Genomic DNA, 22,338 nt, shown 5'->3' on the forward strand with positions numbered 1-22,338 from the left:
GGGAAAGCATCCCGCATCCGGGTGAAGCCTAGCAGTTTAGGCTCTGCTCCGTGATGCGGTTTTTTTGTTTAAAAATCTAAGTGAGGTAGGGGATAAACGTGGAAGTTGATCGTCAGGCTGGCCTGGAGCTGACTCTAAATCAGCTATACGGAGAACGTTACAAAATTATAGCGCAAATCGGTCGGGGAGGAATGGGGCGTGTCTATTTAGCAGAAGACATTCGGCTGGGCGGCAAGGTGCGGGCATTAAAGCTGACGCGCCCATTGCCGGAGGAGCGGCGCTCCTTCCTGCCAGAGGCACAGCTATTAAGCGAGCTGGACCATCCGCATCTTCCAGCGATCGTTGACTATTATCCGCCTAATGAGAATGGAGTAGCTTGTATTGTTATGGATTACATAGCTGGGGATACATTAGCGGAAAGATTGGAGCGCTATGGCTATAGGCTGCCGTTCTCCCTTGTATTCAGAGTATTAATAGACCTGTGTGAGGTGTTGATTTATTTGCATTCACATACTCCGTCTATTGTATTTAGGGACTTAAAGCCCTCTAATGTATTGCTGGATAAGCATAATAAGGCTATTCTCGTCGACTTTGGCATTGCCCGAAGATATCGGGAAGAGAGTCAAAGCGACACGTTACAGCTAGGCACACCTGGCTTTGCGGCACCTGAACAGATACGGGGAGAGCAGTCGGACAATCGAACCGATCTGTATGGTTTAGGTGCGCTTGCTTATCATCTTTTATCAGGCGGACAATTCGCAATCAGGCATCGTGGCAAATTAAAGCAAGCGCTGCAGGGTGATGTTCCTTCCGAATTTAATGTGCTGCTGGAAAGATTGCTTGCTATTGATCCAGCAGATCGGCCACAAACAGCGGGAGAGCTGCGACAGGCATTGAAACGAATCGAGTTAGACTCTGACGGGCGTTTAAGCTCTTACGAATCAGGAGAGCACTCAGACGACATGATACTAATAACTAACGATAGGGAGAGGGAGAAGGGGGTTACTGTCATTGCAGTAGCATCTGCTTATCCCGGTGCTGGCGCTACCTTCGCTTCAGTAGCCTTATCCTCTTCATTGGCTCGACTAGGAATCGTTCATGCTTTAGTCGAATGTCCTGGAGGAGAGCCTGAGCTATTCGCCTTACTGAATGGATCCAGAAATATGCCCAAAGGGGCCGTGTATGCAGAGGCTAACGGTTTGCAAGCTGCCTTCCCAGCTTGGCGGAAGGGGAAGGCTGTCTATTATCCAGCTAAGCCAGAAGGGTATCGAACGACTCTACCCGACGGAGCTTTCTCGAATTGGCTAAGGAGGCTCGGAGCTCCGATTGTCCTATTGGATGTCTCAAGCTCCTGGGAGCAAGCTGATCTGAGGGAGTGGGTTGTACGATCCGTAGATCATATTGCCATGGTAGCAGATTGTTATCCTGTTAAATGGTCTTCGAGGAGACAGCTGGCTTGTATGGAGCTGCAGAAGCTGGCTAAGGAGCGTTTCGTCAAATGTGTGTGGATTGCCAATAGGGATCAAGCTTTCCTGGAACGTAAGCAGTGGCTGTCCCTATTTCCTCTTAAACCGGAGGTTTATTTACCCGACCTTGCAAGCGCAGAAATGATTAATACACTCTGGCGTGGAGAAGGTATGCCAACGGATGCTCAGACGAGTAGAAGTGTAGATTTGGCCTTTCAGAAGTGGATTACTTCGTTTTACGATAGAGGCTAGAAAAGGGTAAATTTCTTACAGCCTACGACTTATTTTTCATGGCTTTGACAGCCGTGTTACAATAGAGAGGGAACAATAATGATTTAATCATTTTTTTATATGTAGCCCTCCTAGCAGTTGGTTATGGCAGGCTACTGCCTAGGTCGGTTCTTAAATACGTGAGGTGAGCGATATGAACACAGAGAATATATTGATTATAGAAGATGAAGATGCAATCGCAAGAATATTGCAGCTTGAATTACAGCATGAAGGTTATGGCGTAGGAAGAGCCGCAGATGGTCGCAAGGGGCTGGAGATGGCCACTTCAGGAGAGTGGGATCTTATTCTGCTTGATGTTATGCTACCTGAATTGAACGGAATTGAAGTGCTCAGACGTCTTCGACAGAACGATGCACTAGTTCCAGTTATTTTGCTGACGGCAAGGGACACGGTGCCAGATAAGGTTAGCGGCTTCGAACACGGAGCTAATGATTACATTACGAAGCCTTTCGCCATGGAAGAATTGCTGGCTAGGGTTAGGAATCTGCTACGAATATTTAAAGCATCCCGTGAAGGTGAAAGCGAGGACGTCATTCGAATTGGTGACTTGTCTATCGAGCTCTTAACGCGGAAAGTATACCGTAAGGACCATTCCATTGATCTGACTCCTAGAGAGTTTGAGCTGTTGCTCTATCTCGCACGTCATAAGAACGGCGAAAAGACCCGAGATGAAATATTGTCTGATGTATGGGGTTATGAATATATTGGCGACACGAATGTTGTTGACGTCTATATCCGTTACTTGCGCCAGAAGATGGACAAGGGGTACCGCCATAAGCTTCTGCACACAGTACGTGGAGTCGGTTATATGCTGAAGGAGCCAGATGCATGACCCTGAGATCTAGATTTACTTTATTTACCGTTTTTTGGCTCATATTTATTTTGATCCTCTACAACATTTTCGTCTATTTCTTTGTCATTCGCGTAACTACACGTGGTGAGCTTCAACTCCTATCCAATAAGACGGATATGGTCATCGAAAATTTGCGAAAGCAAGGGATGAGGGGATTAGAGGATCCAAAGCTCTTAAGGGATTTATACAACTACAACGAAATGATGAGAATAGTGACAAGTGATGTTCGCATCGTCAACCAGATTGGATCAGATGAGGAGCTTCTTGCTATTCCACCACAAATACAAAATTTCTTCCTATCCGAGACAAGGCAAATTAATGGTCAACGGGTATTGTATTTATCTGTGCCTTTTTTTGAGCAGGGGAATCTAATTGGAACAGTGGAAGCCACTCGTCGGTTGACTGTGTTGGATAGCTATTTGCAAATATTAGTCGGAGCCTTAAGTGTAACGAGCATCGGGGCTATTGTGTTCGCGATTTTCGGAACGTATTGGTTTACCTCTCGTCTTACAGGACCGATTGGTCAGATGGTACAGACGATGAGGGAAATCGATCGTAGCGGTAAGCTTTACAGGGTGAAGCTCAACGGCCGAGAGGAATCGGTCGAGCTTCAGCAGATGGTCAGGGCATTTAATCAGATGATTGATCGGCTAGATCGCACAATTGAGCATCAGAAGCATTTCGTCGCTGATGCTTCACATGAACTAAAGACGCCACTAACGGTTATTTCTAGCTATGCGGATATGCTGAAGCGTTGGGGAAGAGACAATCCTGAAATTCGTGATGAAGCCATCGAAGCAATTTCTAAAGAAACCGAGCGATTGCAAAACCTGATACGCTCTATGCTTACGCTAGCGGAAGCGGAGCAAGACGAATGGTTGGATGTTTCCCGATTCGATGTTGCAAGCGTCGTTAGGGAGCTATCTGAGGTGCTTGGGAAAACCTTCAGACGACAAATTCGGGTACATTTTGACGGTCACGCAGTTCAAATGAAAGGCGACAAGGAAAAGATTCGTCAATTGCTGCTTATACTAATTGATAATGCGATTAAATACAGCAAGGAGCCGATTGATGTTCGTATTCGGCTTTCCAAGGGTGGCGTTAAGCTGGAAGTAACCGATTATGGCATTGGGGTTCCTGAAAGTGAAATCCCCTATATGTTCGAGCGCTTTTATCGGGTCGATGAAGCTCGTCACCGTTCAACAGGGGGAAGTGGTCTTGGGCTTTCCATTGCTAAGAAAATCGTTGATATTCATGAAGGAAACGTAGAGGTATTTAGCAAGCCGGGGATTGGTACGACGATATCGATTCAATTGCCTCGCAAGCTTTAATACAATATAAAAAACGGCAATTCGGAATTTCCCGAATTTGCCGTTTTTTTGTTGCAACTTTGAATGTGTTCAGAGCGTTTATAGTAATAAGAAAAGGCTACAGAACGCGACGAGCTGTAACATAATTAGATTTCCAATAAGATGTGTTAATGGATGAGTAAGTGACACCAGGAGAGCCGTAGGTATGCAGCATTTTGTTGTCACCTACATAAACTCCAACATGACCGATTTTGTTACCGGTACGAGCGACTTTAAAGAAGACGAGATCACCCTTTTTTAGATTAGCCTTTGCTACTTTGGTTCCTTTGGTTGCTTGCGTGCTCGATACACGCGGCAATTTCACGCCATATTTGCCAAATATATATTGCGTAAAGCTGGAGCAGTCAAATGCAGAGGTGGAGCCAGAAGGAGCACCGAATCTGTATTTCACACCTATGTATTTTTTGCCTAGTGAAATGATATTATCTGCTTTGCTAGTGCTAGTTGCGGCAGAAGCCTGCTTGGTATGACCCATAGTTATTCCCGTAAATCCAATAACAGCGCATAGGCTGACTCCGACTACTTTTCGTACAAGTGTGTTTTTGAAGCTCATGTTGTTTTACCCTCCATCTTACTTCTTTCTTTTGCCATGCCACATAGTATATCAAACTTAAACATTCCTAATGTTTACCAAGGAGAGTGAGAGGACTGGTAGATTACGTTTTTTTGCGCTTTCTTAGAAAAACATGAGAAATCTCTCATGATCTACCTGTTTCCTTTTCCTAAGCCTTTATTCGCCATAAACAGACTTGCCCCATGCCCTTTACTTCCTATAATATAGGAAGTGAGTCTGGGGTATTTAGTCATGCTTGCAGCTGAGAGCATTTGTTTATTACTGGAGGTGAAATTGTGCATAAGCAGTTAAAAGTGTCGGACGGACATCGAATGCTGCCTCTGACAATAAGAAACTATGATAGGAGGGATTTCGCGAAATTAATTGCTTTGCAGGGGCTGTGCTTTCCTCCGCCATTTCCTTCTGAGCTCTGGTGGAACGAAGCGCAATTAGCTGAGCATACAGCAAGATTTCCCGATGGGGCGCTCTGCGCCGAGGTTGAGGGAGTAATCGTTGGTTCTATGACAGCTCTAAGAACCTCTGTCCAGGATGGAGAAAATCATACTTGGGCATCAGTCACCGATAACGGATATATACGCAATCATGAGCCTCATGGAGAGACTTTATATGTAGTAGATATTTGCATAGCACCAGAGTACCGTAAGCTTGGGATTGGTAAATGGCTAATGCAATCCATGTATGAGACTGTAGTTCATTTGAACTGCTCGAGATTACTTGGAGGAGGTCGTATGCCTGGCTATTATGAATTTGCTGGGACATTAACCCCACACGAATATGTACATCTTGTTTCAATTGGACAAAAATATGACCCTGTCCTCACTTTTCTGTTAAAATGTGGTAGGTTACCAATTGGTATAGCGACCAATTATATAGTGGATGAGCAATCCAATCATTATGCGGCATTAATGGAGTGGCGAAACCCTTTCATGAAGGAGAGAATGGAATGGAATACATCCGTGTAAAATCAATTGAGGATCCTTATTTTGCAGCTATGCATAAACTAATGAGCAGTATCTTTCCGCCAGAGGAAGTGCTGGAGTTTGGCTTGTGGAAGGAGCCAATCGAGGATCCTGACATTCACGTATATGTGGCCATACATAATGGGAATGTCGTAGGTGCAACCGAGTATCGCTATTACCCGAAGCTACGCGTTGCTATGACTGATTTCACAATTATTGGATCTATGGGACTCGGGATCGGTCGATTCCTCTATGTTCAGCGTAAGCTAGATTTGCAGAGGCTTCAGAAGGAAAGTGGTACGGAGTCGATAGGAATGTTTGCCGAAATATATAGGCCTCATGCAGTCTCATCTTTCAAATTCGGCAATGTACTTCCTATGCATCCGGCTGTAAGAAGAGAGGTGCTTTCGCATCTTGGCTATCAGAAGCTCGATTTCACTTATGTGCATCCTTCATGGGATAACGAAGGAAAAGCGGTAACAGAGCTCGATTTAGGTTTTTTCCCTACGGATGAAAATTTGCCTTCGCTTCCTTCTGGTTTAGTTGCACAATTCCTGCGGGAATATTATGCTGCACTTCCTAACAAGCCTAAGGAATGGCAGGAAATGATTGACCATATAGAGAGACAATCCGAAATTTTATTGTTGCCATTGTAAATGACGTAAAGTCATAATAGATAAGATTGTTTATATAGCAGGCAATCGGTACCCGACGCAATCCTTGTCGAGGTACTGTTTGCGTGGGGAACAAGTATGCAGTGTTCGGCGTTGTTAGGCTATCTAGAAATATTCTGCTAAGTAAGGAGTTTAACAATGCGTATCACTTTCCTTGGTAATGGTGACTCGATGGGGACGCCTAGAGTCTACTGCAATTGCTCAGTATGTGAAGAAGCCCGTACTTCAGGGGGCAACATACGTTTACGGTCATCCTTATGGTTAGAGGAAGAGGGGCAACCTCCCCTATTGTTAGACTGTGGTCCAGATTGGCGGGCTCAGATGGAGCTGTTAGGCATCCGCCAGTGCCAATTAGGGTTGATGACACATGCACATTTTGATCATATTGGTGGTTTAACTGAATGGGCAGACGCTTGCAGATGGCGATTAGAAACCGCGGACATTCATGCTCCTCGGGACGTTCTAAATGATATACGTGCTAGGTTTCCTTGGATTGAGCGACAGCTGACGATGATTCCAAATGATGACGGCATGAGCTATGGAAGCTGGCGGATAACCCCATGGAAGGTTAATCACGGTAAAAACGGCTTTTCCTACGCTTATCTATTTGAGAATGAGGTTACCGGTGTGAAGTGGGCTTATTGCTCAGACTCCATTAGTTTAACGGATGGCCAAAAAGCACCTTTAGCCGGATTAGCGCTAATGGTGCTTGGCACGAGCTATGTTGAGGAGCAGTATCCGATGGATACGCGATCTGTATATGATATGAAAGAGGGGCTGCAGCTTGCGGACGAGGTTAAACCAAACTCCGTCATCTTCACCCATCTGTCACACGATGTTGATGTCAATACAGATTACAGCCTGCCAGCTCATGTGAAGCTTGCGTCCACAGGGATGCAAGTCCATATTTAGTCACTGCTACGAATGACCAGCAGCAAGCCTGTTGAGATTGTAATTGTTCCGGTAGGCTCTTCAAGAACGTTACTTATGCCAAGGGACCAGCCGAGCTTCAATGTAGCGTTATGTAAAGGATAGCGAAAACCTTCTAACGTAATTCCAGTCACTTCGGGAGAGAGTGGTAACAATGAAGTGTAAGGATAACGAGGATTTGCTTCTAACCGATGGTATTCCGTGCAAAGACTGATCTCGTTATTGGCATCTATTATTGTAAGATTAGCCTTGTGCTCAAGGGCATGTCTAAGTAAATGAACATTGCCTAGGCTATGGTCGAAGCGTGTCCCAAGAGCTCCCACTAGAATAATGTCTTTAAAGCCTCTCTTTACGGCTTCTCGAAGCGCAAGCTCTGTATCAGTCCAATCTTTATGTATGGGATCACAGCTTAATAGCTCTTCGGCGACATTGGATATACGCTGCATTTGATCTGGAGTAACAGAATCAAAGTCACCGAGCGCGAGCTGAGGTACATAACCATTTTCGATAATAAATTCAGCCCCTCTATCTGCACCGATGAGGTAATCATCCGGAGAAAGCTGATCTAATGCCCATTCTCCCAAAGTTCCACCTGAGAAAATAATCGCGCGTTTGTAATGCTGGTTAGACATAGGTGAAACCTCCTAGTTGATCTAATTATCGATTATACCGGGAAAAAGACCGTTGCGGAACTATTAGGCTTGCCGATACAATGAGTAAAGACTTATGAAATACGACAAATTATGCAGTTGTACAGGGTTTGAACCATTGCCGTGAAGGAGAGCTTAAGTTGGAGTGGGAATTTCATGTCTTTAGTATTATCGGTACGATTGCTTTTGCGGTCAGTGGAGCAATAGTAGCCATGGAAGAGGAATACGATATTTTGGGCGTATTCGTATTGGGGCTTGTTACCGCTTTTGGAGGCGGGGTTATTCGTAATTTGCTTATTGGAGTTCCCGTTACAACATTATGGAGCCAAGGTTTATTTCTCAAAACAGCTGTAATTGCCATTCTTATCGTATTCCTATTGCCGATCAAGTGGATTCATCATTGGAAAAGGAGCGAGGCGTTCTTCGATGCCATTGGACTTGCTGCCTTCGCTATTCAAGGGGCATCCTATGCCATTAAAGCTCAGCTTCCTTTAAGCGCAGTCATGGTTGCGGCCATGCTGACGGGAATCGGAGGCGGGATGATCAGAGACATTATGGCTGGACGAAAGCCGCTTGTGCTCCGAGATGAAATCTATGCGATGTGGGCTATCGGTGCAGGTCTCGCTATAGGGATTGGGAATCTTCAGAAGCCGTGGGAGCTCTTCTCACTATTCTTGTTGGTCGTATTGTTTAGAATGTTATCCGTATATTATAAATGGAAGCTTCCCCGTCGCACGCTACGAGCTGCGGCTGAGCGGAATAATGCAGGAGGTCAGTCATGAGTTATTCTGTTCTATTCGTTTGTTTAGGTAATATTTGCCGTTCGCCGATGGCTGAGGCGGTATTCCGTAATTTAATTAAACAAGAAGGCTTAGATAAAGTCATCACGGTAGACTCAGCGGGCACAGGAGACTGGCATATCGGTCATCCGCCGCATGAGGGCACTCGGGATTTGCTTAATCGATACGGAATTTCATATGAGGGTATGAAGGCAAGACAGTTTCTGAAGGATGATGGCAGCAGCTTCGATCTTATCGTTGCCATGGACACGAAAAATGAGCGGGATATTCGGGAGAAGCTTGGCGTTTCTTCTCATGCGGAAGTCATTAAGTTCTTATCGTTATTACCAGAGAAGGGAATTGAGGATGTTCCCGATCCATACTACACCGGTAATTTCGATGAGGTGTACGAGCTGGTTTTGAACGGTAGCATCAAATTGCTGGAGCGGATAAAGAAGGAGCTCGGGGATGTCAGATAGTCTAGAAGATATTGATGGTAAGCGTCTGTCTGCTTCGCTACCCTTGTCCTTTAAGCAACTAAGATTGGTAAGCCAAGCGGAATTATCCAGCCGATTGGAAGCCATTAAAGTGCTGTCCGAGAATACTACGGAGCTGTATCGCTTAGTAAAGGATACGGCAACCGGTGACCATTATTTGCATTACGCGGTATTCCATATTCATGTTGCTGGTGGCGGAGTTGAAGAGGAGTATCATCATTTACTTCCAATGGAGCACGATGATGTGATCGCTGTGGCACTTGGAGCACCATTATTTGAATATCCGCATCATTGGAAACATGCCTACCTGCGCAATGGTCCTCATGGCGGGTTTGTCTGGTACGATCCGTCTGGTGTTACGAGTGATGAGGCCGAATACGCTGAAGCAGAAGCTTATATTCGTGAGCAGTTGCTTGCCTTTCACAGGCAGACCAATCAGGGGGAGGAGGATGTGAAACGGCTTCTAGAAGCTATCGACAAGCATCTTCCTCCACCAACTGAGCAGCACTGAAGCTTTAACTGATAAGTTACTCAAAAAGCGGCGTTGGTCCTAGGAATGCGGCTAGCGCTTCGGGTAGCTCATTTTGCCAAAATCCCCATTTGTGCTCTCCGTCTTTTTCCACGTAGAAAGATTTAGCCCCTTTGCTATCCAACAGCTGTTTGCAATTCCGATTCAACTCCACGAAGTCGAAGGTGCCGCGGTCCGTCGCAAATTCGTTCTCCTGAAGACCAACTAACATCCATACCTTAAGATACTCTAGAGAAGAAACTTGCTCAATCTGGGCAGTATAGACGTCATAGAACGCACCAGAAAGGGACACGACACGGCTGAATAAAGTCGGATAGGCAACAGCAAGAGATACCGAAACGGCGCCCCCCAATGAATCTCCAATCAATAGTCTCTGATCAGGGACATCACGAACAGGATAATGGGATTCCGTCCAAGGAATAAGTTCTTCTGCAAAAAAACGGGTATATAGAGAATAGCGGTCGCCATCAGGTGTGTATTCCGAAGTGCGGAGCTTCTTATCGACATCTACTCCGACAATAATGAAAGAATCCCAGCCTTGCTCCAGAATGAGCTTCTGGGAGTGAGTGGCAATTCGACCGAAGTTGAAAAAATCTTCACCATCCTGACAGTAAATGACAGGATAACTGATCCATTGCTGAAATCCAGGGGGGAGATACACTCGAATGGATCGGCTTCCTTCAGGGAGAAACTGACTTGGCACTTCATGCTTATGTATCGTTCTTTTGAATATTGGATTGTCACTCATTGGACAAACCTCCTTGGTAGGTATGGGAAATAGCAAGCAGGGGCAAACCAAACAAAGGGTAAAATGAAAAAGTGTATTAATCTGTTACATGATTAAATAAATCCTGTTATACAAACATGAAAAGGACAAAAGCTATATAAACAAAGGTTTTTTTGAGTTTTTCTTTGACCAAATCACTTAAACAGGGATATAATAATTCTATAACAGAAAGCCCTCTTCCACAATTAAAGATGAGGTGAACCTTAATGAGCAAAGTATCCACGGAAGCTCCGGTAGTTAAATCCGGTGCACAATCACACGAAGTAAGGTCAGAAGATGTCACTCCTTTGCAAGTATTGTCTCCGGAAGGCGTTGTCGTCAATCCGGAACGTATGCCGAAGCTGTCTGATGATCAATTGAAAGAAATTATGTATCGCATGGTCTTCACACGTACATGGGATGATCGGGCTATTAATCTCGGTCGTCAAGGACGTCTTGGCTTCTATGCTCCAGTATCTGGACAAGAAGCGACAATGGTTGGAAGCGAGTATGCATTGGTGAAGGAAGATTTCATTTGCCCAGGCTATCGCGATATGCCACAGCTTGTCTGGCATGGACTACCACTTTATCAGGCATTTCTCTATTCCCGCGGTCACCAGCATGGCGGAAGAATTCCAGACGACGTTAATGTTCTGATGCCTCAGATTATTATCGGAGCGCAAATTCTTCATGCTACAGGAATTGCTATGGGCTTTAAGCTTAAGAATGAGAAGCGCGTTGCGATTACTTATACTGGGGATGGCGGTTCTTCCGAAGGCGATTTCTACGAGGGCATGAACTTCGCCGGTGCTTTTAATCTACCTGTTATTTATTTCGTTCAAAACAATGGCTATGCGATTACGACACCATTTGCTAAGCAAACGGCTGCCCAATCCATTGCTCATAAAGCACTAGCTGCGGGTATCCGTGGTCAGCAAATCGATGGTATGGATGTACTTGCTGTTATTTCTGCAGTGCAAGAAGCTGCTGAAATCGGTCGTAATGGCGGTGGAGCAACACTGATCGAAGCGTTGACTTACCGTTTCCGTCCACATTCCATGGCGGATGATACAACGAAATACCGTACAAAAGAAGAAGAGCAAGAATGGAGCTTGAGGGATCCGCTTGTTCGCTTCGGTAAGTTTCTTGAAAGTAAAGGATTATGGTCTGAAGAAGATACAGCACGTGTAAAAGAAGAAGCGAAAAGTGCGGTAAACGAGCATATCAAGAAAGCGGAGCAAACGGAGAAAATGACGGTTGCCGGATTGATCGACTCTATGTTCGAGACAACTCCAGCGCATCTTGAAGAGCAAAAAGCCGATTTCCAATAAATTTTTTGCGGGGAGAGTTTAACAGCATGGCTCAAATGAATATGAAAGAAGCGATTCGCGACGCAATGCGCGTTGAGCTGAAACGCGATCCTAACGTCATTCTATTCGGCGAGGACGTCGGTAAAGTAGGCGGCGTATTCCGTGCAACGGAAGGCTTGCAGGCAGAGTTCGGCGAGACTCGCGTATTCGATACACCTTTGGCTGAATCTGCCATTGGTGGACTAGCTGTCGGACTGGGTATTCAAGGCTTCCGTCCGATTGCCGAAATTCAGTTCGTAGGCTTCATCTATGAAGCATTGGATCAAATGTTTGTTCAAGCGGCTCGTATGCGTTATCGCTCTGGCGGACGCTACCACGCTCCTATTGTTTTCCGTACTCCTTTCGGCGGCGGCGTTAAAGCAGCTGAATTGCATACAGATTCCTTGGAAGGCTTGGCTATCCAAACTCCAGGTATCAAAGTTGTCATTCCATCCAATCCTTATGATGCTAAAGGCTTGATGATCTCGGCTATTCGAGATAATGATCCTGTATTTTTCATGGAGCATTTGAATTTGTACCACGCATTCCGCGATGAAGTTCCGGAGGGCGATTATACAGTTCCAATCGGCAAAGCTAAAGTCGTTCGTGAAGGTAAGGACGTTACCATTATTACTTACGGCTTGATGGTTCACACTTCAGTAAAAGCAGCGGAAGAGCTCGAGAAAAACGGGATTTCTGCTGAAGTTATTGACTTGCGTACGCTGTTGCCGCTGGATATCGATACGATTGTTGCTTCGATCCAGAAAACAAACCGGGCGATTGTTGTTCAAGAAGCGCAGAAGACGTCAGGTGCTGCTGCTGAAGTTATTGCCCAAATTAATGAAAAAGCTATCTTGCACTTGGAAGCTCCCGTGCTTCGCGTTGCAGGTCCAGATACGGTTTATCCGTTTGCATTGGTGGAGGACTCCTGGCTTCCTTCCGTTGCGCGTATCGTGAAATCCGTAAATCAGGTGCTTCAGTTCTAATTAAGGAGGGATCCAGGTGACGAGATTCGAATACCGGTTTCCGGAGCTTGGCGAAGGACTGCATGAAGGCGAAATTGTCAAAATGCATATTGCGCCAGGTCAGACGGTAACAGATGAAGATATAATTATGGAAGTTCAGAACGATAAGGCAATTGTCGAGGTTCCTTGTCCGGTTAATGGTAAAGTCGTTGAAGTGCGGGCCAAAGACGGACAGGTTATGCATATTGGTGAAATCGTAGCAATTATCGAAGCTGAAGGCGAAGTTCCAGAACAAGCGCCTTCTGAGGAAAGCCATGCTCCAGTAGCTAGCGGTAATAGTGCAACAGGCGGCGCGGAAACGCAAGGTCAACCAGCACAACAAACAGCTGCTAGTGCGCCTGCAGAGGCGGCTCCGGCAGCAGTAGAAGCAGCCAAGCCTGCTTCTAACGCATTAGTGCTTGCAACGCCTAGCATTCGCAAGCTTGCTCGTGAGAAGGGCATAACGATCTCCGAAGTGTCCGGTACCGGCAAGAATGGTCGTATTACTCGTGAAGACATCCTTGGATTTACTTCCGGCGGTGCTCCAAAAGCAGCAGAAGCTGCAGTTGAGGCAGCTCCAGCAGCATCAGCTCCAAGCGCGGCTGCGCCGAAAGCTGTCGTTAGTGGACCAGGCGTCGAAGAGAGAGTTCCATTTAAAGGAATTCGTAAAGCGATTGCTAATGCCATGGTTAAATCCGTTTACACGGCACCTCACGTAACCTTGATGGACGAAGTAGACGTTACAGGTCTTGTTGCACTTCGCACAAGAGCTAAGCCTGTAGCGGAGAAAAAAGGCGTTAAGCTTACCTACTTGCCATTTATCGTTAAAGCTCTTGTTGCTGCTTGTCGTGAATTCCCAGCTCTTAATGCGACGATCGATGAAGCGGCTAATGAGATTGTTTACAAGAAATACTACAATATTGGTATTGCCACCGATACAGATAACGGCTTGATCGTTCCGGTCATCTTTGACGCGGATCGGAAGAACGTATGGTCTGTTGCCAACGAAATTCGTGATCTAGCTACTCGTGGTCGTGATGGCAAGCTTACTGGTGCTGAGCTCAAAGGTAGCACGATATCGATTACAAACATCGGCTCTGCTGGTGGTATGTTCTTCACGCCTGTTATTAACTTCCCTGAGGTAGCTATCTTGGGTACGGGCCGCATAGCTGAGAAAGCTGTTGTTAAAAACGGCGAAATCGTTATCGCTCCGGTTATGGCGTTGTCTCTAAGCTTTGATCACCGCATCATTGACGGCGCTACGGCGCAAAATTTCTTAAACTACATCAAACAGCTGCTTAGCGATCCTGAGCTGCTAGTTATGGAGGTGTAATCCATGGTCGTAGGGGACGCTTCTCTAGACATAGATTTGCTTATCGTCGGTGCCGGACCTGGTGGTTACGTAGCTGCAATCCGTGCAGCTCAATTGGGTCAGAAGGTTATTATTGCGGATAAAGCCAAATTTGGCGGCGTTTGTTTGAACGTTGGATGTATTCCATCGAAAGCACTAATCAACGCTGCTCATCACTATGAGTCGATGCAGCATGCTTCTGATTACGGTCTTTCGGCGGAAAATGTAGGCGTTGATTTCGGTAAAGTACAGGAGTACAAATCGTCGGTCGTTAATAAAATGACAGGCGGCGTGGAAATGCTGCTGAAAGCAAATAAGGTTCAAATGTTCAATGGTGAAGTTATGTTCATCAATGAAAATGAAGCTCGTTTGTTCAATGATCAAGAAGCACCACGTTACCGTTTCAAGAACTGTATTATCGCTACCGGATCCCGTCCGATTGAGCTTAAGCCTTTCCCATTCGGCGGACGTATTCTGTCCTCAACCGAAGCATTGTCTCTGCCTGAGCTTCCTAAGAGCCTGATTGTTATCGGTGGCGGGTACATTGGTATTGAGCTTGGTCAAATGTACGCGAAGTTCGGAGTACAAGTAACTGTGCTTGAAGGCGCAGAAACGATTCTTCCAGGCTTCGATAAGGACATGAGCCAGCTTGTAGTTAAGAAGCTTAAGAAATCAAATGTAGAAATCGTCAATGGCGCACTTGCTAAGGGCGCAGAGCAAACCGACAAAGAAGTTACTGTAACGTATGAAGTTGGAGGCGAGCAAAAGTCCGTTTCCGCAGATTACTTGCTCGTTACAGTAGGTCGTCGTCCGAACACGGATGGTGAGCTAGGACTTGATCTTATCGGCGTTAATGTAGGCGAGCGCGGCTTGATCGAAGTTGATGATCAATGTCGTACGAACATTAAGCACATTTATGCTATTGGTGACATTGTTCCAGGCGCGGCTCTTGCTCATAAAGCTTCCTATGAAGCGAAGGTAGCAGCAGAAGCGATTGCTGGATTGCCATCCAAAGTGGATTACAAGTGTATTCCTGCGGTTGCGTTCTCTGATCCAGAATGCGCTAGCGTTGGTTACACGGAAAAAGAAGCGAAGGAAAAGGGTCACAATGCGAAGTCCAGCAAGTTCCCATTCGGCGGTAATGGTCGTGCGGTAACGTTGAACGGCGCAGACGGCTTCCTGAAGCTCATTCATGATGCGGACAATGGTCTTGTACTCGGTGCCCAAATCGCCGGCGTAGAAGCGTCTAACATGATTGCAGAAATCGGCTTAGCTATCGAGATGGGTGCTACAATCGAGGACATTGCGTTGACTATTCACGCACATCCAACATTAGCTGAAATCACGATGGATGCGGCTGAGCTTGCTATGGGTCATCCTATTCATACAATAGCTCCTAAAAAATAAGCTTAGAATTACAATGGATAAACCTTTATGAGGGAATCACGGCTTTCGTGAATACACCTTCATAAAGGTTTATTTAATTGTTAGAACCCATTTGTGGTGAAGGGAGTGCTGAGTACAATATGACGGAAGATGCAAGACCGGTTAGTCGTTCCCGTTCTATTATGACAGAGCTTGTTTTTCCGACGGACACGAATCACCATGGTACAATGTTCGGTGGTACGCTAATGAAATATATTGATAAAATTTCTGCTATAGCAGCCATGCGCCATTCTAATAAGCCTGTTGTGACCGCTTCTACGGACAGTCTAGACTTCCTGTCGCCGATTCGCATGGGAGAAGCCGTTGAGCTTGAAGCGTTCGTTACATCGACGCACCGGAGCTCAATGGAGGTATATGTCGTTGTTAGAGCAGAGAATCTGTTCACGGGTGAAAGAAGAGTGACCTGTACGGCTTTTTCAACCTTCGTAGCAGTTGATGAGAACGGCAAACCGGTTCCAGTGCCAGCAGCGATACCGGAAAATGAAGCGGAACAGAAATTGTTCGACAGTGCTCCGGAACGTTATGATTTACGTAAGAAGCGACGTTCCCAGCGCTATTCATCGACAGAATGACAAATGGGATGATACAATATACAACAAAAAAACTTTCGTCGAGGTGTGTACTCGTTGCGTAATTATTTAGATTTATTACAGGACGTATTGGATAACGGAGCAGTGAAGGAAGACCGAACAGGGACGGGCACGTTATCTGTATTCGGCAGACAGCTGCGATTCGATTTGGCTCAAGGCTTCCCCTTAGTTACAACTAAACGTATACATTTGAAATCAGTTGTCCATGAGCTTCTGTGGTTCCTTAGAGGGGACACGAATATTCAATATTTGAAAGAGCATGGGGTTAAGATATGGGACGAGTGGGCTGACGAAAATGGGGATTTAGGTCCCGTATACGGCTCACAGTGGAGAGCATGGGAGACACCTGACGGTCATACAATCGATCAGATCCAGCAGGTAGTGGACGGAATTAAGCGGAATCCCGATTCTCGCAGACATCTCGTTAGCGCTTGGAATGTCTCAGTCATTGACCAAATGAAGCTGCCGCCTTGTCATTTTGTTTTTCAATTCTATGTCGCTAATGGCAAATTGTCGTGTATGCTTACGATGCGGTCTATAGACACTTTCTTAGGGCTTCCGTTTAATATTGCTTCTTATGCTTTATTAACCCATATGATTGCACAGCAATGCGATCTAGAGGTCGGAGAGTTTGTATGGTCCGGAGGGGACACTCACATTTACAGCAATCATCTGGAGCAGGTGAAGCTGCAATTGACGAGAGAGCCGCTGCCTTTGCCTAAGCTAAATATTGTTCGTAAGCCAGATTCCATATTTGATTATAAGTTCGAGGATTTCGAATTCGAAGGCTACGAGCACCATCCAGCGATTAAAGCGCCGGTTGCCGTGTAAATTACAAGCTGGAAGAGGTTTTCAAAGATGACCATCACTCTTATTGCTGCAGTTGCTTCGAACGGGGTCATAGGAAATAACAATAACCTACCTTGGCGATTGCCTGCGGATATGAAATATTTTAAGAATAACACAATCGGAAAGCCAGTCCTTATGGGCAGGAAAACATTCGAATCCTTGTCTAGCCCGCTGAAGGACCGGATAAACGTCATTCTGTCCAGGACAATGGAGGAAGCGCCGGAGGGCTGTGAGCTAGTCCGATCGATCCCTGAGGCTCTTGAGAGGTACGGAGACGGCGAGCTTATGGTTATAGGTGGCGCTGAAATCTACGAGCAAATGCTTAATGTCGCTAATAAACTGTTACTGACGGAGATTGGGCAAGCGTATGAGGGAGATGCTTATTTCCCTTCCTTCGATTCTGAGATCTGGTCGCTTTCATCACGAATAATGGGTGAACAGGACGAGAAAAACCAAATTCCTTATTCATTTTGTGTATATGAGCGGGCATTGTTGGAATAGTACAAATAATTTAGCTGAAAATCCATTCTGACTGTAGGCTTCTTTTGATAGGATGATCTATTATCAACCACCATTTATTGCAACATCATTGCTGCAATTTAGGTATCAGCGGAAAGTAGTGAATGGGTAAGAGATTTAACGACGCATTCATGAAATACCGACACATGGAGGAAAAGAAGATGTCGACACCTACGGGATTTATGGAATATAAACGTGAGCTGCCAAGCGACCGTGATCCGTTGGAGCGCATCAAGGACTGGAATGAATTCCACCGGATGTTCTCCGAAGAGCAGTTGCGTACACAAGGCTCGCGTTGTATGGATTGCGGTACTCCCTATTGTCATACTGGTATTGAGCTCGGAGGAAGTGTTTCCGGATGCCCAATTAACAATTTAATTCCAGAGTGGAACAGCCTGATTTATCGTGGTCTCTGGAAAGAAGCCTATGAACGGCTTAATAAAACGAATAACTTCCCTGAGTTTACTGGTCGTGTATGCCCAGCGCCGTGTGAAGGCTCCTGTACAGTTGGTCTTATCGGGGATGCAGTAACGATTAAGACGATTGAGCAAGCGATTATCGATAGAGCTTTTGAAGAGGGCTGGGTCATTCCTGAGCCTCCGAAAACTCGCACAGGTAAGAAGGTAGCGGTTGTCGGCTCTGGTCCTGCAGGACTTGCAGCGGCAGCACAGCTGAACAAAGCGGGCCATACGGTTACTGTATACGAAAGAGCGGATCGTGCTGGCGGTCTTCTGACATATGGCATTCCTTCGATGAAGCTTGAGAAGGATATTGTACAGCGTCGAGTGGATTTGCTGGCAGCCGAAGGCGTTCAATTCGTGGTTAACACTGAAATCGGTAAAGATATTTCTTCTGAGCAGCTGCTTGAGCAATTTGATTCCGTCGTTCTATGCGGAGGAGCTACGAAAGCACGCCCGATTGGAAATGTTGAAGGTCACGAGCTTAAAGGCATCTATCAAGCGATGGATTACCTGAACAGCACGATCAAGAGCTATCTGGATAATGGATTGCAAGAAGGTACTTATATCTCTGGCAAAGATAAGCATGTTATCGTAATTGGTGGTGGAGATACGGGAACGGATTGCGTGGCTACAGCGTTACGTCATGGTTGTGCTAGCGTAACTCAATTCGGTACCCATTCCAAAGCACCTCTTGAGCGCGATCAATTAAACAATCCTTGGCCGGAATATCCTAATGTTTATACGTTGGATTACGCGCATGAGGAAGCTAAAGCATTATACGGTGAGGATCCTCGGGCATTTTCTGTATTGACGAAAAAATTCGTTGGTGATGAGAACGGAAATGTGAAGGAGCTTCACACGGTTCAAATCCGTCGCTATGTAGACGAAGAGGGTCGTAAAATCTATGAGGAAATACCGGGCACAGAGAAAATCTGGCCTGCGGATCTCATCCTTGTAGCTGTAGGCTTTGAAGGTCCTGAGCGTACGATTATCGATCAGCTGGGACTTGATACGGATCGCCGTACCAATGTTAAAGCTCCATACGGAAAATATACAACTAACGTGAACAAGGTGTTCGCTGCGGGCGATATGAGACGTGGGCAAAGCTTAATTGTTTGGGCGATTAATGAAGGTCGCGAGGCGGCTCGTGAGGTTGACAGATTCCTAATGGGAAGTACGATGTTGCCATAAGGGACTCAATTTGGTTAAATATGAAGAGGTTGTTCCGAGCGACTGGGAACAGCCTCTTTTTGAACGATCAGAAAGGGGACTGACGTATGATTCGTTATGGAGATGAAGCGTGGGCGGAGCTGAAATTCACAAAATTCGCTTATAAAATAGAAAAACGGGACAATCAGTGGGTAGATGTATATCTTACGGTCGAAACCGCAGAAGCGACTCCGCTCCCGCTAGATATCATTGATTTCAAAATTATGGTGATCTGCACACACGAGGGACATCCGATCCAATTAGTCACTTTAGATGAAGACTGTGATTGCGAGTATCAGCTTACGGAGTGGGAGAAGGACCAGATTAATGCATTTATCAGGTCTGCAGAGATCAACGAAGCGATTAAGACTAAGGCATCGTTAGTCGAATAACAGGGAAGATGGTCGGTATTGTTCGATTGCCGCCTTTAAATGGTGCATTGGACAGGCTTCCCCCAAATCTTTCCTTTATGATAGACTTATAAGGATTAAGTTGGGCTGATGAGGAGGCTAAGAGATGAATAGCGCAGCATTGCTCTCTCCGACGGATATTAACGTTATCCGACGTTACGTACATACGAAGTATGCACCACTTCCAGGAGACCGTCGAGCCGCTATTGTCGCTGACGCCATTCGCCGAACCTTACAGCAACGATTGCCTAACATTCCAAGTGATTTGAAAAATCAGGTGACGGATGAGCTTATTTCCCGTTATTTGGTCGGAGAGCAGAGAGAGGTTAAGCCGGAAGATGTTCTGGATCTATGCGCAGAATTGGAATATGACGAGGCTGACCGCGGTGAAAGGCTTGTAGAGCCGATTCTTAGCTGGGTAAATGACCGGTCGCCTCGCAGGTGGTCATCCGAACAAATAGCCTCTCGTTTAGAGAGGAGACAGCCTCATCATTTAGCTTTAGTGCAAGAGCTTCCTGCGAATGAGGGACAGGCTGCAAAAGCATGGAGAAATCGAGTATGGCTTCAGATTCCCGTTCGAATGTGGCTTATCATGGCTGTTGCCATAATAAGTGGTATTGGAGCAACATATTTACTAGTAGGCAAATCGTCGACTCCTAATGCGATTATTGCTCCTGAGCCAGTGCTGCCTAAATATGAGGAGCCATTGATCATTCCTCCGGATATAGGGATGCCTAATGCATTGAAATATGCCGATTTCGACGTTGCTGCTGTGAAGGCTTACCTGTTAAGTAGGGATTCATTATTAGCGGAAGAGCCTTATTTTGAAGCAATCGTGGATAGTGCCCGCAAGTTTGATGTTCATCCTTTGCTGTTGTTTGCGATTACCGGACAAGAGCAGGGCTTCGTTCCGAAGATGAATAAAAATGCGAAGCTAATCGCCAACAATCCCTTTAATGTCGGGCACAGCTGGCTAGAGTACAATACTACGATTCATAAATCAGCTAATATTGCTGCTAAATTTATATCGGAATTAGGTGTAAAGCGTCCGGAAGGTCATGAGCCGTTCGCTTGGTTTAATAAAACGTATGCTGAGGATCCTCTATGGTCTGACGGGGTAAGGAAAATATTTGCCAAGCTGAGTAGCTTGCCTCCGACTACTCCGTGAGGTTGATAGAGCCGTTGCGTACGGACGACTGCACCTAGAGGTTAATAGAGCCATCGCGTACAGGCACACTTCTCGCGGGGTGCCTGTATGAGGTGTGATGCGCAAGGCACTGCACGAGGTACTGCGTAGGGAGCTGCACGAGGAGCCGTGCAAGGTTGCCGAAAGTAACTTGTAACACTAATACTTCAAGAAAAGCCGAGCCATTCTGCATATACAGCAGTTGGCTCGGCTTTTTGAGTTAGCTTAATGGGGAAGGTTTTTTAATATGATGGCTTCACTCAAAAATTCCATTCAAATACTCTTGAATAGCAGGTGGCACTTGAGGTAATTCTGTTAGCGTCAGGAGCGCTCCACTAGGCTTTGCATCAATCGGTATGACATTGTACGTCCATTCGGCCTCCTGCTTCAAATAAACGGCGTTAATGCCGCATTGCAGTGCAGGGAGGACATCCGTCCTGACGGAATTGCCAATCATCCAAGTGTTTCCTCTATCAAACCCGCCCTCAGAGAGAATTTGCTCTAAGGCATCGGTGTTTTTGTGTTGCTTGACATATATTCGATCTTGGAAGTAGCGTTCAAGCTTCATGTTCTGGATTTTCTTGTGTTGAATGAGAATGTCTCCACCTGTGTAGAGGTGAAGCTCATGTCCTCCGCTGGCTAAGGAATCCAAGGTTTCTTCCATCATTGGATAAGGCTCTACCTCAAGCTCATAAACGCTATTTCCGAGCTTCCACAGCTTGTCTTCCTCTATGGGGGAGCCGGCCCGTCCGGTTAGGTTTTGAAAATGCCGATACGTATCAATGAAGGACTGCGGAAAGTGCTCACTCTTGAAGCCGGAAACTTGAACGCGAGCTATATCGACTTCTGTTTGTTTACTTGAGATAGTGGCACGTGTTATACCGGCTGGAGAATACCAGGTAGTCATTTCATCTGCAAATTGCTCCAATATAAACTGAAAATATTTATTGCAATATATGAGTGTATCATCAAGATCGAACATAATTTTTTGTTTCATATATCTGATTTGCTCCTTACTCTGCTTTAAGTCCGAGCTTAACTAGGCAATCCTAAGATCGGTAATAACCAATATAACAAAGCGCTCTAACTCGTTTCTTTTTCATTATGGCGTGAGAATTAGGGTTTGTAAATGAGAGGAATAAGGAAAACTACAAAGACACCTAATAATTAGATGATAGGATAGGAGGTGATATTAAAATGAAAAACAGAACCGACAAGATTGTTGACGGTGCAGGCCACTCTAAGGCCAAAGAGAGAGAGCAGGATAATCAGATCAGTAGAATGAAGAAATATCCACCGAGCTTAAACGGGATCAATAAAAATTTACCCTGATTAAACCACTCTCTCGCTTGACCAGTAGGGAGATAACGTAAACCTTTTGCTGCTTCAAGCGTATTTTGTTATTTTCTCGGAGAGGTCGCGTTTAATAAGTCTAATGCGTTGACGAACATAGAAGTCGTAGCTGCCCCCGCTTAACTCGCGGGGGTTCATTGTGTTCCCTGTGTCATTATCAATGATGACGAGCTTCCCGTCGGTGAAAAATTTGAAGGTTAAGTCTCGAGACGGTCTGGATCCTCTGGGAGGTTCCAAGTAACGGAGATGTTCACAGTTCACCATCCATCATCC

Annotated in this window: 24 protein-coding genes; 20 read left to right on the top strand and 4 right to left on the bottom strand. The window is 45.7% G+C overall.

Annotated features, from left to right (window positions below; translation table 11 throughout):
- Nucleotides 1-98 precede the first annotated feature (98 nt).
- The 3 genes from KCTCHS21_RS15100 to KCTCHS21_RS15110 all read left to right on the top strand — a co-directional run bounded on the left by KCTCHS21_RS15100 (nucleotide 99) and on the right by KCTCHS21_RS15110 (nucleotide 3,941).
- Complete coding sequence (locus KCTCHS21_RS15100; protein WP_130609743.1) at nucleotides 99-1,718, top strand: serine/threonine protein kinase; 1,620 nt, start codon at nucleotides 99-101, stop codon at nucleotides 1,716-1,718.
- 172 nt (nucleotides 1,719-1,890) lie between these two features.
- Complete coding sequence (locus tag KCTCHS21_RS15105) at nucleotides 1,891-2,589, top strand: response regulator transcription factor (RefSeq protein WP_130609746.1); 699 nt, start codon at nucleotides 1,891-1,893, stop codon at nucleotides 2,587-2,589.
- Nucleotides 2,586-3,941, top strand: a complete 1,356-nt coding sequence (locus KCTCHS21_RS15110; RefSeq protein WP_130609749.1) for a sensor histidine kinase — start codon at nucleotides 2,586-2,588, stop codon at nucleotides 3,939-3,941. Before KCTCHS21_RS15105 ends, KCTCHS21_RS15110 begins: the two co-directional genes overlap by 4 nt.
- Nucleotides 3,942-4,038: 97 nt before the next feature.
- On the opposite strand, the gene KCTCHS21_RS15115 is transcribed toward KCTCHS21_RS15110, so the two are convergent.
- Complete coding sequence (locus tag KCTCHS21_RS15115) at nucleotides 4,039-4,533, bottom strand: C40 family peptidase (protein ID WP_130609752.1); 495 nt, start codon at nucleotides 4,531-4,533, stop codon at nucleotides 4,039-4,041.
- 293 nt (nucleotides 4,534-4,826) lie between these two features.
- Between KCTCHS21_RS15115 and KCTCHS21_RS15120 the strand changes: the two genes are divergently transcribed.
- From KCTCHS21_RS15120 to KCTCHS21_RS15130, 3 genes are all read left to right on the top strand, one after another.
- Complete coding sequence (locus KCTCHS21_RS15120) at nucleotides 4,827-5,516, top strand: GNAT family N-acetyltransferase (RefSeq protein ID WP_408621806.1); 690 nt, start codon at nucleotides 4,827-4,829, stop codon at nucleotides 5,514-5,516.
- Nucleotides 5,498-6,169, top strand: coding sequence for a GNAT family N-acetyltransferase (locus tag KCTCHS21_RS15125; protein ID WP_130609755.1), 672 nt, complete (start codon nucleotides 5,498-5,500; stop codon nucleotides 6,167-6,169). The genes KCTCHS21_RS15120 and KCTCHS21_RS15125 overlap by 19 nt, the downstream gene beginning before the upstream one ends.
- Nucleotides 6,170-6,325: 156 nt before the next feature.
- Nucleotides 6,326-7,099: an MBL fold metallo-hydrolase gene (locus tag KCTCHS21_RS15130; protein WP_130609758.1), complete on the top strand. Its 774-nt coding sequence runs from the start codon at nucleotides 6,326-6,328 to the stop codon at nucleotides 7,097-7,099.
- On the opposite strand, the gene KCTCHS21_RS15135 is transcribed toward KCTCHS21_RS15130, so the two are convergent.
- Nucleotides 7,096-7,749, bottom strand: coding sequence for a thiamine diphosphokinase (locus KCTCHS21_RS15135; RefSeq protein WP_130609761.1), 654 nt, complete (start codon nucleotides 7,747-7,749; stop codon nucleotides 7,096-7,098). The two genes, KCTCHS21_RS15130 and KCTCHS21_RS15135, sit on opposite strands and share 4 nt — an antisense overlap.
- A gap of 158 nt (nucleotides 7,750-7,907) precedes the next feature.
- Here KCTCHS21_RS15135 and KCTCHS21_RS15140 point away from each other — a divergent pair, with 158 nt between their 5' ends.
- Genes KCTCHS21_RS15140 through KCTCHS21_RS15150 form a run of 3 tightly spaced genes read left to right on the top strand, consistent with a single transcriptional unit; the run spans nucleotide 7,908 to nucleotide 9,554 of the window.
- Entirely contained in the window at nucleotides 7,908-8,549 is a 642-nt protein-coding gene (locus KCTCHS21_RS15140; protein ID WP_130609764.1) for a trimeric intracellular cation channel family protein, read from the top strand.
- Nucleotides 8,546-9,025: a low molecular weight protein-tyrosine-phosphatase gene (locus tag KCTCHS21_RS15145; protein ID WP_130609767.1), complete on the top strand. Its 480-nt coding sequence runs from the start codon at nucleotides 8,546-8,548 to the stop codon at nucleotides 9,023-9,025. The genes KCTCHS21_RS15140 and KCTCHS21_RS15145 overlap by 4 nt, the downstream gene beginning before the upstream one ends.
- Nucleotides 9,015-9,554: a hypothetical protein gene (locus tag KCTCHS21_RS15150; RefSeq protein WP_130609770.1), complete on the top strand. Its 540-nt coding sequence runs from the start codon at nucleotides 9,015-9,017 to the stop codon at nucleotides 9,552-9,554. Before KCTCHS21_RS15145 ends, KCTCHS21_RS15150 begins: the two co-directional genes overlap by 11 nt.
- 16 nt (nucleotides 9,555-9,570) lie before the next feature.
- On the opposite strand, the gene KCTCHS21_RS15155 is transcribed toward KCTCHS21_RS15150, so the two are convergent.
- Nucleotides 9,571-10,320: an alpha/beta hydrolase gene (locus tag KCTCHS21_RS15155; RefSeq protein ID WP_130609773.1), complete on the bottom strand. Its 750-nt coding sequence runs from the start codon at nucleotides 10,318-10,320 to the stop codon at nucleotides 9,571-9,573.
- A 245-nt stretch (nucleotides 10,321-10,565) separates the two neighbouring features.
- Here KCTCHS21_RS15155 and pdhA point away from each other — a divergent pair, with 245 nt between their 5' ends.
- The 10 genes from pdhA to KCTCHS21_RS15205 all read left to right on the top strand — a co-directional run bounded on the left by pdhA (nucleotide 10,566) and on the right by KCTCHS21_RS15205 (nucleotide 20,694).
- On the top strand, nucleotides 10,566-11,669 hold the full coding sequence (gene pdhA / locus KCTCHS21_RS15160; RefSeq protein WP_130609776.1) for a pyruvate dehydrogenase (acetyl-transferring) E1 component subunit alpha: 1,104 nt from the start codon (nucleotides 10,566-10,568) through the stop codon (nucleotides 11,667-11,669).
- A gap of 26 nt (nucleotides 11,670-11,695) precedes the next feature.
- On the top strand, nucleotides 11,696-12,673 hold the full coding sequence (locus KCTCHS21_RS15165; protein WP_130609779.1) for an alpha-ketoacid dehydrogenase subunit beta: 978 nt from the start codon (nucleotides 11,696-11,698) through the stop codon (nucleotides 12,671-12,673).
- Between the two features lie 16 nt (nucleotides 12,674-12,689).
- Entirely contained in the window at nucleotides 12,690-14,024 is a 1,335-nt protein-coding gene (locus tag KCTCHS21_RS15170) for a dihydrolipoamide acetyltransferase family protein (protein ID WP_130609782.1), read from the top strand.
- A gap of 3 nt (nucleotides 14,025-14,027) precedes the next feature.
- Complete coding sequence (gene lpdA / locus KCTCHS21_RS15175; RefSeq protein ID WP_130609786.1) at nucleotides 14,028-15,449, top strand: dihydrolipoyl dehydrogenase; 1,422 nt, start codon at nucleotides 14,028-14,030, stop codon at nucleotides 15,447-15,449.
- A gap of 119 nt (nucleotides 15,450-15,568) precedes the next feature.
- Nucleotides 15,569-16,060 (top strand): acyl-CoA thioesterase, encoded by a 492-nt coding sequence (locus KCTCHS21_RS15180; RefSeq protein ID WP_130609789.1) that lies wholly within the window; start codon nucleotides 15,569-15,571, stop codon nucleotides 16,058-16,060.
- Between the two features lie 54 nt (nucleotides 16,061-16,114).
- Nucleotides 16,115-16,909 carry a thymidylate synthase gene (thyA, locus tag KCTCHS21_RS15185; protein WP_130609792.1) on the top strand — a complete coding sequence of 265 codons (795 nt, stop codon included), beginning with the start codon at nucleotides 16,115-16,117 and terminating at the stop codon, nucleotides 16,907-16,909.
- A 27-nt stretch (nucleotides 16,910-16,936) separates the two neighbouring features.
- On the top strand, nucleotides 16,937-17,428 hold the full coding sequence (locus KCTCHS21_RS15190; protein ID WP_130609795.1) for a dihydrofolate reductase: 492 nt from the start codon (nucleotides 16,937-16,939) through the stop codon (nucleotides 17,426-17,428).
- A 179-nt stretch (nucleotides 17,429-17,607) separates the two neighbouring features.
- Nucleotides 17,608-19,098, top strand: a complete 1,491-nt coding sequence (locus KCTCHS21_RS15195; RefSeq protein ID WP_130609799.1) for a glutamate synthase subunit beta — start codon at nucleotides 17,608-17,610, stop codon at nucleotides 19,096-19,098.
- Nucleotides 19,099-19,184: 86 nt separating this feature from the next.
- The gene (locus KCTCHS21_RS15200) at nucleotides 19,185-19,508 is read left to right on the top strand and encodes a hypothetical protein (RefSeq protein WP_130609802.1); all 324 of its coding nucleotides are present in this window, start codon (nucleotides 19,185-19,187) and stop codon (nucleotides 19,506-19,508) included.
- A 124-nt stretch (nucleotides 19,509-19,632) separates the two neighbouring features.
- On the top strand, nucleotides 19,633-20,694 hold the full coding sequence (locus KCTCHS21_RS15205; RefSeq protein ID WP_130609805.1) for a hypothetical protein: 1,062 nt from the start codon (nucleotides 19,633-19,635) through the stop codon (nucleotides 20,692-20,694).
- Nucleotides 20,695-20,968: 274 nt separating this feature from the next.
- Here KCTCHS21_RS15205 and KCTCHS21_RS15210 read toward each other — a convergent pair whose 3' ends face one another.
- Nucleotides 20,969-21,709 (bottom strand): HAD family hydrolase, encoded by a 741-nt coding sequence (locus KCTCHS21_RS15210; protein ID WP_130609808.1) that lies wholly within the window; start codon nucleotides 21,707-21,709, stop codon nucleotides 20,969-20,971.
- Nucleotides 21,710-21,909: 200 nt separating this feature from the next.
- On the opposite strand from KCTCHS21_RS15210, the gene KCTCHS21_RS31940 reads away from it, so the two are divergent.
- Nucleotides 21,910-22,044, top strand: coding sequence for a hypothetical protein (locus KCTCHS21_RS31940; protein ID WP_269472712.1), 135 nt, complete (start codon nucleotides 21,910-21,912; stop codon nucleotides 22,042-22,044).
- Nucleotides 22,045-22,338 lie beyond the last annotated feature (294 nt).

The organism is Cohnella abietis, assembly GCF_004295585.1.
Classification (GTDB): Bacteria; Bacillota; Bacilli; order Paenibacillales; family Paenibacillaceae; genus Cohnella; species Cohnella abietis.